We start from the raw sequence: 13,224 nt of genomic DNA, 5'->3' as shown, positions 1-13,224 counted from the left end.
TGAGGCATGCGCGTCTTCACCGTCATATCGGTTCTGTTGCTGACCACCCTCGCGATGGTCTGGTCCGCACTGCCGCCGCAAAGCAGCCTTGCCGCCGCAGTGGCCGATCCGATGCGAGAGGCCTCTCGGCAGGTTTCGGACTGGGCCCGGATCAACATACGCCAAGGTCTGGTGGAAAAGACCCCGGATTACGAAGCCGCCTCGCGCCGGTTTCTGGATGCCGACCCGCAGCGCGGGGTTGCCCTGATCCGGCTTCATGGCTGCGGCGCTTGCCACCGTGTGCCGGGGCTGCGCGATGCCCAAGGTACCGTTGGCCCTGATCTGCATGATTTCGCCCGACAATCCTATGTGGCGGGCGTCTTGCCGAACCGCCCCGGCGATCTGACCCGTTGGTTGATGAACCCGCCCGCCCATAGCCCTGAGACCGCCATGCCGAACCTTGGCCTGAAACGTGACGAAGCGCGCGACATCGCTGCCTATCTTTTGGGATCGGAGGTGCGCGAATGAGCGAGACCGCACAGTCCACGCTTGGCGAATACGGCGTGCAATCCGCCCTGGCGCCTGAAGGGGTTGGCGCCACGGCGATCAACGGGCTGACCATCGGCATGACGGTCGCTTTCGGCGTGGTCTTCGTGCTGCTGCTGCTCTTCGTCTGGGGCGTCCTCGCCGGTAAGCTCGCGCCGCGCAAATGGTGGATCTGGGCGGGGGGCATTGCCCTGCCGCTCGTCTCGGTTCTGATCCTGATGGGCTTTTCCACCGTCATCCTGCAACGCATCACCTTGGAAGACCCCGAGGCGCTGGTCATCGAAGTGACCGGCAAACAGTTCTGGTGGGACGTGGTCTATGACCCCGAAGGCTGGGCCATGCGCGGCGCCAATGAGATCATCATCCCCAAAGGCCGCCCGGTAACCTTTCGGCTGAAATCGAGCGACGTGATCCATTCCTTCTGGGTGCCCAAGCTTACCGGCAAGATGGACATGATCCCGGGCCGGGTGAACAGCCTGCCGGTCATGGCGACCGAAACGGGGCGTTTTCGCGGGCAATGTGCTGAGTTCTGCGGGTTGTCGCACCCCAAGATGGCCTTTGAGGTCGTCGTGATGGAGCCCGAAGACTTCGACGCTTGGATGCAGCGCAGCAGTGGCGAGGCGCGAGACGCGGCCACCGCGGAGTTGACCCGCGGGCGCGATGTCTTTGTCGAGGCGGGATGCCCCGCCTGCCATACCATCCGCGGCGTGGCTGAGACCGGAACGCTTGGGCCCGACCTGACCCGCGTGGGCGCGCGCGGCAGTCTTGGGGCGGGGATGTACCGCATGAACCAAGGCACGCTAGCGGGTTGGATCGCGGATCCGACCGCGATGAAACCGGGGGCCAAGATGCCTTCTTACAATCATCTGCCGGGGCCCGACCTGCGCGCGCTCTCGGCCTATCTGGCGAGCCTTAAATGACGGACCGTAAAGCATATGTCGTGGATCTGCCCGAGGATCAGACCTATTCCGGCAGTGCCAAGGGCGCGCCGGACAAGGGGTTCGAGCGGATCTGGGACGCCCCGCCGGGCATCCGCTATCTGTCCTCGGTCAGCCACCGGGTTGTGGGCAAGCGTTTCCTCGTCACTGGCTTCGTCTTTTTTCTGATCGCTGGTTTCCTCGCCCTTCTGGTGCGCACCCAGCTTATCGTGCCGGACAATACCTTCCTCGATTCCGAGACCTACAATCAGGTCTTCACGATGCATGGCACGATCATGATGTTCCTCTTCGCGATCCCCATGCTCGAGGGGTTCGCGGTGCATCTCATCCCGCTCATGGTTGGCGCGCGCGACCTTGTGTTTCCGCGGCTCGGGGCCTTTGGCTATTACTGCTACCTCTTCGGCGGCATCATCGTGCTGTCGTCCTTCGTCTTCGACGCCGCGCCCGCGGGGGGCTGGTTCATGTATGTGCCGCTCTCGACCAGCGCCTATACGCAGGACCTCTCGGCGGATTTCTGGCTCATCGGCATCACTTTCGCCGAGATCGCCAGCGTGACCGCGGCGGTGGAGATCATCGCCGCGATCCTCTGCACCCGCGCGCCGGGGATGAGCCTGACCAAGATGCCGATCCTGATGTGGTATCTGCTGATCACCGCCTTCATGATCGCCGTGGGCTTTCCGCCGCTGATCATCGGCTCGATCCTTCTGGAGGCCGAGCGCCTTTTGGGTCTGCCCTTCTTCGACATCGCGCTTGGCGGCGACCCGCTGCTCTGGCAGCACCTGTTCTGGCTCTTCGGCCACCCGGAGGTCTACATCATCTTCCTGCCCGCCGCGGGCATGGTGGCGACGATGCTACCGACTTTCGTGGGCAAGCCGCTCTTCGGCTACGGGTTTGCCGTGGCGGCGGTGGTGACGATGGGTTTTCTCAGCTTCGGCCTCTGGGCGCACCATATGTTCGCCACGGGCCTGCCGGTGATGTCGCTGACGCTGTTCTCCGCCGCCTCTACGATGGTGGCGATCCCGACGGGGGTACAGATTTTCTGCTTCCTCGCCACGCTGGCACAGGGAAAGCCGCGGATGGAGGTGCCAATGCTCTTCATCCTCGGGTTCCTGTTCATCTTCGTGCTGGGGGGCCTCACCGGCGTGATGGTGGCCGCGGTACCCTTCAACCTTCAGGCCCATGACAGCTACTTCGTGGTGGCGCATCTGCACTATGTGCTGATCGGCGGCTTCGTCTTCCCGATGTTCGGCGCGCTCTACTACTGGATGCCGCATTTCACCGGGCGGATGATGTCGGACACGCTGGGCCGCTGGGTCTTTTGGCTGATGTTCATCGGGTTCAACGTAACCTTCTTCATGATGCATCTCACGGGCATGCGCGGCATGCCGCGTCGGATCGCCAGCTACCCCGAGGGGCTGGGCTGGGACCGGCTCAACATGCTGTCGTCGATCGGCTCCTACATTCTGGCCGCGGGCGTGGTGCTCTTTGTCTTCGACTTCTTTTGGCACCAGCGTCACGGGCTGCGGGCGCGGCGCAATCCTTGGGGCGCGGGCACGCTCGAATGGCTCTCTCCGCCAATCCCGCCGGGGTTCAACTTCCACGCCATTCCCACCGTCCGCTCGCGTGAGCCGCTCTGGGACCAGCCCGAGTTGCTGGACCGCCCGGCGCATAAGGTCGAAGGCGCGCTGCGCCCCACCACCGACCACCGGCGCGAGACTATGGGCAATGACCCCGTGACCGGCGCGCCGATGCAGATCGTGCGCCTGCCCCATCCGACATGGGTGCCGCTGATCACGGCCTTCGGTCTGGCGCTTGGCTTTGGCGCGACGCTGGCTTCGGCCTATTGGCTGGTGGCGGTCGGTTTCGCCATCGCGCTGGCGGGGATCACCGCGTGGATTTGGGAGCCGTCGGACAGCGGCGTGCTGCGCGACAGCGGCTTGGGCAAACTGCGCCTGCCGGTCAATATCGTCGACCCGCGCAGTCACCTGCATTTGGCGGTGGTGGGCACGATGCTAATCTCCGCCGCGCTCTTTGCCTCACTGCTCTTTGCCGGGCTTTACCTGTGGAACACCCAGCCCCATTGGGCCGAGACGACACCCGCCGCTGATCCGCTCATGGCGGGTCTGGCAGCCCTCGCCGCTTTGGGCCTGCTGCTGTTCAGCTGGGCCAGCCGCCGGGCGGCCTATGGGGCCAAGGTCAAATTGGTCATCGCCGTCGATCTGGGACTGGCCGTGGGGGCCATCGCCTTGGGCGCGCTGTTGTTCCTGTCGATCCAAGAGGTCGATCCCTATGGGTCGGCCTATGCCGCCGTGGGCTGGGCGCTCTTCGCCTTCGTAGCGGGATACCTTGCCGTGGTGCTCTACTGGTCGCTCATCAATGCGCTGCGCAAAGCCGTGGGCGCGGTTCAGCCGGGGCAAATGCTGCCCAACCTGCTCATCGCCACATTCGCCAAGGTGGTGGCCATCATGGGCGGGGTCACGGCGGCGGCCTATCTGCTGGCAGGAGGCACAATATGAGAGGTCTGACCGAAGGCATCGCCAAACCAGCCCTGCTCTGGGCGCTGCATTTCACGCTGATCTACGCGCTGATCTCAGCCGCCTGCGCGCCGCGCGCACTGCTGGGGCAGGACCACCTGCTGATGATCGCCGTCGTGCTGACGCTTGCCATGGCAATGGTGCAAATCTTTTGGATGTGGCGGGGCGCACATAGCGGTCGGCGGTCGGACCTGAACCGGGATGAGACCGCCCTTCTGCGCGCGGGATGGTGGACCGGGCTGATCTCGCTCATCGCCACGCTGGCCAATCTAACCCCGGTGCTGATCCTGCCCGGCTGCCACGGATAGAGAAAGAGGAGACCCCTCATGCAACAGGACGCCTATACCCCATTCTGCGGCACACCGCCCCTCCCCGGAGAGCTTTTGACCCGTTGGACCCTCGACCCCTTTCTGCTGGTCGGGCTGCTGGCTTTCGCGGCCCTGCTCTGGACGCGGGCCGAGCGGCGGGGCCAAGCGCTGAGCGGTGCGGCGCTGGTGGCGTTCTTGTTCATCTCCCCGCTCTGCGCGGCCTCGATGGCGCTGTTCTCGGCCCGGGTGGGACAGCATATTCTGCTCACGCTGATTGCCGCACCGATGATCGCGGCGGCGCTGCCGAAGGTACGGCTGCCGCTCTGGCCCCTCGCCTTGGTCTTCGCCCTGCTGTTTTGGGGGTGGCACAGCCCGACGCCCTATGCGGCGACCTTGCAGTCTGACCTTGTCTATTGGGCGATGCATCTGTCGCTGACAGGCTGCGCGATTGCGCTCTTCATGGGGTTCCGCGGGGCCGGGGCGCAGGCGGCGGTGCCTGCGGTCTTTACCGCGGCACAGTTGACCGCCTTCGCGGTGACCCTCACCCTCGCCCCCACGGTGTGGCATGGCTGGCACGAGCTGACCGCCCTGCCCTATGGGCTTTCCGCCTTGGCTGACCAGCAACTCGCGGGCGCGCTCATGTGGGTCGCAGGTGGCGGCCTGTTCATGGTGCTGGTGGCGCTTCAGGTGCGGCAACTTCTGCGGCAAGATACGCTGGCCCAAAGCGCGGGCTGAGCGGCTCAACCTGCCGCGAAGGCTTTGGTCAGGTCTTCCTGCCTGTCGCGCGGCAGCACCACGATCAAAACGTCGCCCTCTTGCAGGGTCACATCCCGCCCCGGCAACTGCTCTTCCCCGTCACGGATCAGCGCGACAAGGCGGCCTTGCCCCGGCAGGTCCAACCGCTCCCCGGCCAAACGCTCGGGCACGGTGACGCGGGTCAGCAGCAGATCATCCTGTAGCAGAGGCTCTTTCATTGCCTCGTCATCGCCGGTCAGCATATCCACGATGTCTTCGGCGACCTTGGCATGGGGGTTGATCACATCGTCCAAACCCAATTCGCAACAGACCCGCAGCAGCGCATTCGAGGTGATCTGCGGGATCACCCGGCCATAGCCGATAGAGCGGCCAATGAGCGCCGCCAGAATGTTGATCTCGGAGGCGTTGGTCACGGCGATGCACACATCGTCTTCGTCGCGAAAGGCTTCCCGCAGCACGTCTGGGTTGCTGCCGTCACCCTCTATCATGCCGCAGTCGATCCGCTCTGCCGCTTGTTCTAACAACTCACGCGACTTGTCGATCAACACGACCTCGCGGTCGGTTTCGATCAACTCCTCCGCGATGGCGAGGCCAAAGCTCGACGCGCCGATGATGACGATACGCATGGGTAATCTCCTAACTTGGGCGGGTCCAACTGCGTGGCAGCAAAAGCGCCAGCACCGCGATGAATTCCAACCGGCCCAGCCACATGGCGAAGGCGACCGAAAGTTTCAGATCGCCGGGCATGTCCGCCCCCACCGCCCCGGTCGAGAGGCCCACGGTCGAAAGCGCTGAAATCGTGTCGAACAAAGCGGGCAACGGGGGGTAGCCATGGGCCACGAAGTGAAACCACAAGAGCCCCGCAAAGCTGAAATAGATGAGCACCAGCGCCAAAAGCGACACAACCGCTTCGGTCGAGACGGGCCGGCCACTGTGGCGCAGGGGGGCGATGGCATGTTCAGTGAGCCGCACATGCTGCACCGCATGGACCACTGCGCCGATACAGACATGCAGACGGCTGAGCTTAAGCCCCCCCGCCGTCGATCCGGCATCTCCGCCCCAAAGCATCGCCAGCAACAGGATCAGCAACGCGGGACCGGCATCATAGACCGGCCCCGTGGAAAACCCCGCCGTCGTTAGCCCCGAGATCAGGTTCAGCGCATGGGCGTAGAGCGTAAGTTCGCGATCTTGGGAGGTGGTCAGCACCGCAGCAAGGTAAATGACCAAGGCCAGTGCAATCGCCACCAGCACCCGCTGGACCGAGCCGAGCTTCCAAGCCTCACGGTGCCGCCCCTGGCCGACAAAGACAAAGACCAGCAGCGATATCGCGCCCAACACGCAGGACAAGATAACCATGCCCTGCCCGAGCGGCGAATAGCTGGCCAGACTGTCGGCCCGGGGGGAAAACCCTGCGGTCGAAATCGCGGCGAGGGTCAGCACCAATGCCTCACGCCAATCGGGGATCACCAGCATGGTCAGCAGCACCATGACCAAGGTCAGCGCGCTATAGACGGTCAGAAGCTGCCGCGCCTGCTCTCGGGTCGAGGAAATGCGATCCCCCTGTTGGATATCGACCCGCCCCAAACGCCGCGCCGGGCGCCCCCGCGGTAGCAGCAGGGCCAGCACCGCCGTGGCGATCACCAAGCCGCCGCACCACTGCATCCAGCCGCGCAAGACATGGCCCGCGAAAGGCCAGCTTTCCGCCTCCTGCGCGACCGTAAGGCCGGTGGTGGTGATGCCGCTCACCGCCTCGAAAAACGCATCTATGGGGGGCATGCCAAGGGTGACGAAAGCGGGTGTGGTCAACAGCGCGGCGATGAGAAAGACCAAAGCCACGGTCATCATCGCTTCCATCCCGCGCAGATCATCGGGCAGCGGGCGCGACCGCACCGCGACATGCACCACGCCCGAGAGGACAACAGGCGCGAGCAGGACCAGCGCCAGCAGCAAATCCCCCTCGGCCAATGCCCAAGCGCCGGGTGGCAGGCACAACGCGCCAAAGATCGGCGCGTGTTTGCCGAGGGTCAGCGCAATTACACGCGGCCGCGCGACGGTCATCACGGTCGAGGATCCCGACCGGAAGAAAGAGGCCGGGCGAATTGCCATCAGCTTGGGGCCATCTGTATCCGTGGTGGTGTAGCTTTATTCCGCATCAGGCGGCGTCTGCTGGTAGTATAGGGCAACCGCGCGGATTTCCTCATCGCTAAGCGATTTGGCGATGTCTTCCATGACGTTAAGCGGCCCATTCGCCCGGTCGCCGTTCTGCCAAGCCACCAGTTGATCGGCGATATACTGCGCCGATTGCCCTGCCAAACGCGGAATCGCCGCGCCGCTTGTGTCGCTGCCACCGTGGCATTGGTTGCAGGCTGGCACGCTGTCACTGCCAGAGGCCGCAAGCGCGCCGCCCTGTTGCACCACATCGGTCGGGGCACCGTGATCGAACTTGGACAGTTTCGGCGCGACGGAGGCGTAGTAATCCGCCACGGCCAAACGCTCTTCTTCGGTCAACTGGGTGGCGATGGGCACCATGATCGGCGAAAACCGTTCACCCGCCATGAAAGCCTGAAGCTGCGCTTCGATATAATCGGCGGGCAACCCGGCCAGACCGGGCATCTCGCCCAAGCCTGCGCCTGCGTCATCCAGACCGTGGCAGGCCATGCATTTCATGCCGACACCGCCCTGCTGCGCGCCACCCGAGGCGACGGTGCGGCCCAAAGCGGTATCCGGGGCACGTTCCACGCCGCCATCATCGGCGTCGTCAAAGAGCGGTGGCGGAGACTGCGCCGCAGCGGCACAGGCGATGAAGGTGGCAAAGGGAACAAGAATTGAAAGTCGCATGGTCTACCCCTCCTCCAGATCGGCGAACTCGGCCCGCATACGCTTGACGTCTTCGGCGGTGACATCGCCTTCGTAGTCATTGCCCAAGTTGGTTTGGATGTAGGACACGACGGCGGCGACCTGTTCATCGTCCAGCCAATCGGCAAAGGCCGGCATGGCGCCATTGCCTTCAAGGATCAGGTTGACCGGATAGCGCTTGTGCCCCAGCCGCGGGTTGGCGGCCAAAGCGGGGTATTTCCCGGCCCCATATGCCCCCTCGCCCTCTGGCCCGTGACAGCCCGAACAGGCGCGGCGGTAAAGATCGGCCCCCTCGCTATCGGTGAATTTCTCGGTGGTGGAGCCCAGATCACGCCGGCCGACATCGACCTGAGAATTGTCCTCCTGCGCAAGGCCCGGCGTGGCGAGCGTCATGAGCAAGGGAAAGATCAGATAACGCATGGTTCAACCCTCCTTCACCGCGCGGTCATGGACCTGTCGCACCGCATCCAGAGCGGAGAGCAGAGAGCCTTCCTGCCAGCCCGGCAGATAGCTGATATGCTCCCCCGCGCAGACGAAACGGTTGTCCATGGTCGCGGCGATCTCATAATCGCGACCCCGGTCATCCCAATCGGAATAACAGCCCAGCATCCACGGCACCCGGTGCCAGCTCAGCACCACACCGCTGCTGAATTCATCCCGGTACTGCGGGTGGATCCGCGCGCCCTGCTCCAGCACGGTTTCAAGCCGCTCTTCGGGCGACATCGAATTGAAGGCATAGGCATGTGGCCCATAGGCATAGCAGCCCAGTAGCACGCCCGGACCATCGGAATGCATCTCAGCCGAGGGATAGCTGATCTCGGCAATGGGCAGGTCGGTTAGGGTGATGCCGCCGTAAATCTGCTCATCCCGTTCCCAAAAGCGGCGTTTCATCTCAAGCCCGGCTTTCACCGCCTCATGGTAATGCAGCGCCCGCATGACGCGGCGCATGTCGGCAGAGACATCGACATCAAGCTGGCTGAGCACGGTAAAGGGGATGGTGCAGATACAGTAATCCGCCGTTTCAACCCCGCCGCTGCCTTCGCCATCGGCGCCGGAATACTCGACCTCGACCCCGCTTTCGGTCTGCCGGATCCGGTCAACCTTGGCGTTATAGGTGATCGTATCCTCCACCTCCCGGGCAAAGGCATGGGCGATCTCCTCCATGCCGCCCACGGGCTGGAACATCGGCGCATGGTGGCGGTAGGTCGTGTGGTTGCGCATCTTTTCCCAAAAGCGGGATTTCAGCAGGTCCTCCAAGGCAATCGGCTCAGAAGGTTCGGGCGCGGCGTTGTAAAGCCCCCCGCCCGGCGCGCCATTCTCGGGATAGCCGCGGTATTCAGCGGTATCGAGACTGGCCTCATAGCTGTAATCATTGTTGAGGATGCCAAAGGATTTCAGGGATTCCAAAAGGATCTCAGTGTCCTCTTTGGTCAGCGCGCTATCAAGCCGCCCTTTATCGACCGATTTGGCCAGCAATTCCGTGATCTGGCCCACGTAATCCGCCCAAGCATGGCCATAGCGAATTGGTTTGCCGTCGAATGCCGTTTGCGAATGGAGATAGGCGTTTTGGTTTTCCTGAACGAATACTTCAAGCGGCACGTTCAACCGGTGACAATAGTCTAAGAGCGCCAGATGGTGATGCGGAATGCGCCAAGGGCCGATGTTGATATATTGCCCTTTGGAGAATTCGACCTTTTGCTTATAGCCGCCCAATTCTTCGAATTCATCGCCGCCTTTGAGGGTCCAACAGCGGCCCCCGGCGCGCTTTTGATACTCTAGGATGCTGACTTCGTAGCCCGCGTTGCGCAGCTCCAGCGCGGCGCACATGCCCGCAAGACCCGCCCCCAGCACAACAACCTTGCGCCCCTGAGGCGCGCCGGAAAGTTCGATGGGGCCTTTGTAAGGGCTTTGCCGGGCATGCCCGAGGGAGGACATGGCGTGCAGCATAGTGGAGGAACCAGCGGCCAGACCGATCATTTTCAAAAGATCGCGCCGTGATGGGGGCCGGACGTTGGAGGGGTGGGACATAAAGACCGCTCCTATTTCAGGTAAATTTTTTGACCAATTAACGAAAGAACGCCTGCCGTAGGTCATTGTTCCAAGAAGGTCGGAAAAATCACGATCCGCCGCGATTGAGTTTCATTGCATCGAGCAAGACATTGACCTGCGCGGCGTCCTGCGGCGGCACAAGGCCGGTCGCATCCTTGCCTTCCAAAGTGTCCAAAAACGGCTCTACCCCCTCGCCTGCATCAAGTGGGGGAAGCTCTATGCTTTCGACCGGTTTCTGCTGCCCTCTGAGGCCGAGGTCCAGCACACCCGCCCGCAGACGCGCCCAACCGGCCTCGCCCACGATGTCCAACTCAAGGCGCATTTCGCTATCCGTCCAGCCTGCCTCAACCACGCCGGTGCCGGGCGGGGCCGCGAATTCGATCAGGGCCGCGCCGTGGTCATCCACCGGCCAGCCAAGCGCGTTGCCGGTGACCGCATGGCCCGAGACGATGGGGCCGACAAGCCATTGAAAAAGGTCGATGACATGCACCGCCTCATCCACGAACCCGCCATAGCAGGCACGCGCCGGGTCGGTCATCCAGCAATCGAGGTCGAGCCAATCGGCATAGCCGCCGTCATGGGAAAAGCGTCCGCGGGCCTCTAGCACCTGGCCCAATGCGCCCCGCGCGATACTCTCGTGCAGGTGGTTAAGCGCCGCGGATCTGCGTAGGAAATACCCCGTCGCCAAGACCAAGCCCTTTTCGCAGGCCAAGTCAGCGCAGCGGCGCGCCGCTTCGGCGCTGCCCGCCATCGGCTTTTCGACAAAAACCGGCAGACCGGCGTTCAGGGCGGCGGTGATTTCCTCCTCATGAAACACCGTTTCGCTGCACACAATCGCGCCGCGCACATCCAATCGGGCAAGGTCAGTCAGCGCGACCCGGCTGGCCTTGAGCTGGCTACAAAGCGCCACTTGGCGCGCCTCATCCCGGTCGAAAACCTGAGAGACGCGCCAGCCGCGCTGTGCGATATGCGCCAGATGGTCGGACAGATGCACATGCGCCCCGCCGAGCAGAACCAAATTCTTTTCAGTTGCCATAGCTGTTTCCCCCCGCATCAATCGCCCAGTAGAAAACGCGACAGCGTGATCTGAACCGCGAAGACTGTGTCGCCGCCCTCGGTGTGGTTCACATAGCTGAGCAATGACGCATCGAGCGGCGCGTTGCCCTCGTCGAGATCGTAGTTCACCCCGACCTCATAGCCCGTATAATCCAGAATATCGTCCCGCTCGACAAAGGCATAGGCATCAACGCGGTCGTTGAACGTATAGCCGCCTTCGAGCTTATAGACCCAATCGCCCCGCTCCGGCTCGCCCCCCAGATCGACGGTGGCTCGCCACTCTTCGCTCACGCTATAGTCGAATTTGCCATGCAACTCGCCGCGCACATCGCCCGTCTCATCGCGCAGAAAGCGGGTGTAATAGGCGTCATAGGCCAGTTTCTCCGTGAGATCGCCACGGTGGCCCAGCGTCAGTTCGAATTGCGCGTCATCCCTTGGGTCGTCCAGCGATAGAACGAGGGCGTGGAAATAGGCCGGGCCATAGGCGACCTCCGCAAAAGCCTCGATCTCCGCGCTTTCGGCGGCACCGGGGCCATCGTTGAGACGGTAAAAGAATTTCGGCGTGACGCCCACCTCTAGGCTCCAATCCGAGGCGGAGGTGTTCCGCTCCATCTCCGGGGCTGTGGTGGATGTCTGATCCACCGTTTGCGCCAAGGCCCCAGCGGGGCCCAGAAGGCATATGAGCGATAGGGTTTTGTGAAACTGTGGCATCCTTTTCTGCCTTTCTATGAAATCGGTTAATATTCGCGGGGTCTAATCTGCCCCTTCTGCGTGCGTGAGATGGCGCCCGGAAAATGCCCGGGCGATAAAAGCAGCGCGATTTTCTCGCGCTGCTTTGCCGTTCACTTCTCTTGCTTCACCACCTTTTGCGGGTTCTTTGGGTCGAACTCCTCGGGGCGGTGCGCCGCGCCCTCGTGGTCGTCCTGCGCATTGTGGCGCTCACGATGGGGCGGGCGTTTCTCTTTGGCGTGATCTGGCTCGTTCGGCATGTCACTCTCCTTTTTTGCTATGCAGCGGCCTGCATGCCGGGTTTGAGGACCACTTTGGTCCAGTCGTTCTGATCGAAGCGGAAGTTGTGATAGCCCTTGGCGGCCTGCTCCAGCGGCAGGCGGTGGCTGATCATAAAGCGGGTGTCGATCTCGCCCTCGGCGATGCGGTGCAACAGCTCCTTGGTGTAGCGCTGCACATGGGTCTGGCCGGTGCGGATTTGCAGACCTTTCTCCATCATCGCGCCCAAGGGGAACTTGTCGAGGAAGCCGCCATAGACACCGGGGACCGAGACGCGACCGCCCTTGCGGCAAGCCATGATCGCTTCACGCAGCACATGGCCTCCGTCAGCACCGACGCCGACCACCTGTTTGACGTTGTCCATCATCGTATCGGGCGCGAAACCGTGGCTTTCCATGCCGACCGCATCAATCACCGCATCGGGGCCGTGACCGCCCGACATCTCCATCAGCGCCTCCAGCACATGGGTCTGGGTGTAGTCGATGACCTTGGCCCCCATCTGCCGCGCGAGGTTCAGCCGGTTCGGGTAGTGGTCGATCGCGATGACCTGTGCGGCACCCATCTTGAGCGCGCTTTGCACGGCGAAAAGCCCCACCGGGCCGCAGCCCCAAACGGCGACGGTGTCGCCCTCTTCGATGTCGGCGTTTTCGGCGGCCATCCAGCCGGTCGGGAGAATATCCGACAGGAATAGCACATCGTCATCGTCGAACCCTTCGGGAATGACTATCGGGCCCACGTCAGAGAAGGGCACCCGCACATATTCTGCCTGTCCGCCGGGATAGCCGCCGGTCAGATGAGAATAGCCAAACAACCCGCCGACCGCGTGGCCGAATTGCTTTTCGGTCAAATCCTGTTTGTCCGCCGGGTTGGAGTTGTCGCAGGCCGAATACTGGGTCTTTTTGCAGTGAAAGCAGGAGCCACAGGAAATGGTGAAAGGCACCACCACCCGCTGGTCTTTCTTGAGGGTGCTCTTGGGTCCGGTCTCGACCACCCGGCCCATGAACTCATGGCCCAGAATATCGCCCGCCATGACGCCGGGGATCACGCCATCATAAAGGTGCAGGTCAGAGCCACAGATCGCGGTCGAGGTGACCTCGATAATGGCGTCGCGGGGGTTGACGATTTCCGGGTCCGGGACCGTATCGACCCGCACGTCGTGCTTGCCTTGCCATCTCAATGCGCGCATGTCTCTCT

14 protein-coding genes are annotated in these 13,224 nt (G+C 62.9%); 5 read left to right on the top strand and 9 right to left on the bottom strand.

Features of this window, described 5'->3' with window-relative positions; all coding sequences use genetic code 11:
• Positions 1-6 precede the first annotated feature (6 nt).
• Genes HKX24_RS08750 through HKX24_RS08730 form a run of 5 tightly spaced genes read left to right on the top strand, consistent with a single transcriptional unit; the run spans position 7 to position 5,040 of the window.
• Positions 7-507 carry a c-type cytochrome gene (locus tag HKX24_RS08750; RefSeq protein WP_271692118.1) on the top strand — a complete coding sequence of 167 codons (501 nt, stop codon included), beginning with the start codon at positions 7-9 and terminating at the stop codon, positions 505-507.
• Entirely contained in the window at positions 504-1,445 is a 942-nt protein-coding gene (gene coxB, locus HKX24_RS08745; protein ID WP_271692119.1) for a cytochrome c oxidase subunit II, read from the top strand. Before HKX24_RS08750 ends, coxB begins: the two co-directional genes overlap by 4 nt.
• Positions 1,442-3,979, top strand: a complete 2,538-nt coding sequence (gene ctaD, locus HKX24_RS08740) for a cytochrome c oxidase subunit I (RefSeq protein WP_271692120.1) — start codon at positions 1,442-1,444, stop codon at positions 3,977-3,979. The genes coxB and ctaD overlap by 4 nt, the downstream gene beginning before the upstream one ends.
• Positions 3,976-4,305 (top strand): hypothetical protein, encoded by a 330-nt coding sequence (locus HKX24_RS08735; RefSeq protein WP_271692121.1) that lies wholly within the window; start codon positions 3,976-3,978, stop codon positions 4,303-4,305. Before ctaD ends, HKX24_RS08735 begins: the two co-directional genes overlap by 4 nt.
• Positions 4,306-4,323: 18 nt before the next feature.
• Complete coding sequence (locus tag HKX24_RS08730; protein ID WP_271692122.1) at positions 4,324-5,040, top strand: cytochrome c oxidase assembly protein; 717 nt, start codon at positions 4,324-4,326, stop codon at positions 5,038-5,040.
• Between the two features lie 5 nt (positions 5,041-5,045).
• Here HKX24_RS08730 and HKX24_RS08725 read toward each other — a convergent pair whose 3' ends face one another.
• The 9 genes from HKX24_RS08725 to HKX24_RS08685 all read right to left on the bottom strand — a co-directional run bounded on the left by HKX24_RS08725 (position 5,046) and on the right by HKX24_RS08685 (position 13,216).
• On the bottom strand, positions 5,046-5,687 hold the full coding sequence (locus HKX24_RS08725; RefSeq protein ID WP_271692123.1) for a TrkA family potassium uptake protein: 642 nt from the start codon (positions 5,685-5,687) through the stop codon (positions 5,046-5,048).
• 10 nt (positions 5,688-5,697) lie between these two features.
• Positions 5,698-7,119: a potassium transporter TrkG gene (locus HKX24_RS08720; protein ID WP_276153923.1), complete on the bottom strand. Its 1,422-nt coding sequence runs from the start codon at positions 7,117-7,119 to the stop codon at positions 5,698-5,700.
• Between the two features lie 84 nt (positions 7,120-7,203).
• Positions 7,204-7,899 (bottom strand): c-type cytochrome, encoded by a 696-nt coding sequence (locus tag HKX24_RS08715; protein WP_271692125.1) that lies wholly within the window; start codon positions 7,897-7,899, stop codon positions 7,204-7,206.
• 3 nt (positions 7,900-7,902) lie between these two features.
• Positions 7,903-8,337 (bottom strand): cytochrome c, encoded by a 435-nt coding sequence (locus tag HKX24_RS08710; protein WP_271692127.1) that lies wholly within the window; start codon positions 8,335-8,337, stop codon positions 7,903-7,905.
• 3 nt (positions 8,338-8,340) lie between these two features.
• Positions 8,341-9,945, bottom strand: a complete 1,605-nt coding sequence (locus tag HKX24_RS08705; protein ID WP_271692128.1) for a flavin monoamine oxidase family protein — start codon at positions 9,943-9,945, stop codon at positions 8,341-8,343.
• Positions 9,946-10,033: 88 nt separating this feature from the next.
• Positions 10,034-11,002: a Gfo/Idh/MocA family oxidoreductase gene (locus HKX24_RS08700; protein WP_271692129.1), complete on the bottom strand. Its 969-nt coding sequence runs from the start codon at positions 11,000-11,002 to the stop codon at positions 10,034-10,036.
• 17 nt (positions 11,003-11,019) lie between these two features.
• Positions 11,020-11,664, bottom strand: a complete 645-nt coding sequence (locus HKX24_RS08695) for a hypothetical protein (RefSeq protein WP_271692130.1) — start codon at positions 11,662-11,664, stop codon at positions 11,020-11,022.
• Between the two features lie 200 nt (positions 11,665-11,864).
• Positions 11,865-12,011, bottom strand: a complete 147-nt coding sequence (locus tag HKX24_RS08690) for a hypothetical protein (RefSeq protein WP_156505615.1) — start codon at positions 12,009-12,011, stop codon at positions 11,865-11,867.
• Positions 12,012-12,028: 17 nt separating this feature from the next.
• Positions 12,029-13,216: a zinc-dependent alcohol dehydrogenase gene (locus tag HKX24_RS08685; RefSeq protein ID WP_271692131.1), complete on the bottom strand. Its 1,188-nt coding sequence runs from the start codon at positions 13,214-13,216 to the stop codon at positions 12,029-12,031.
• Between the last annotated feature and the right edge of the window lie 8 nt (positions 13,217-13,224).

It is taken from the genome of Sulfitobacter sp. M85, from assembly GCF_029285915.1.
In the GTDB taxonomy this organism is placed as follows: Bacteria; Pseudomonadota; Alphaproteobacteria; order Rhodobacterales; family Rhodobacteraceae; genus Sulfitobacter; species Sulfitobacter faviae.
This window is presented reverse-complemented; position numbering and strand designations above follow the sequence as displayed.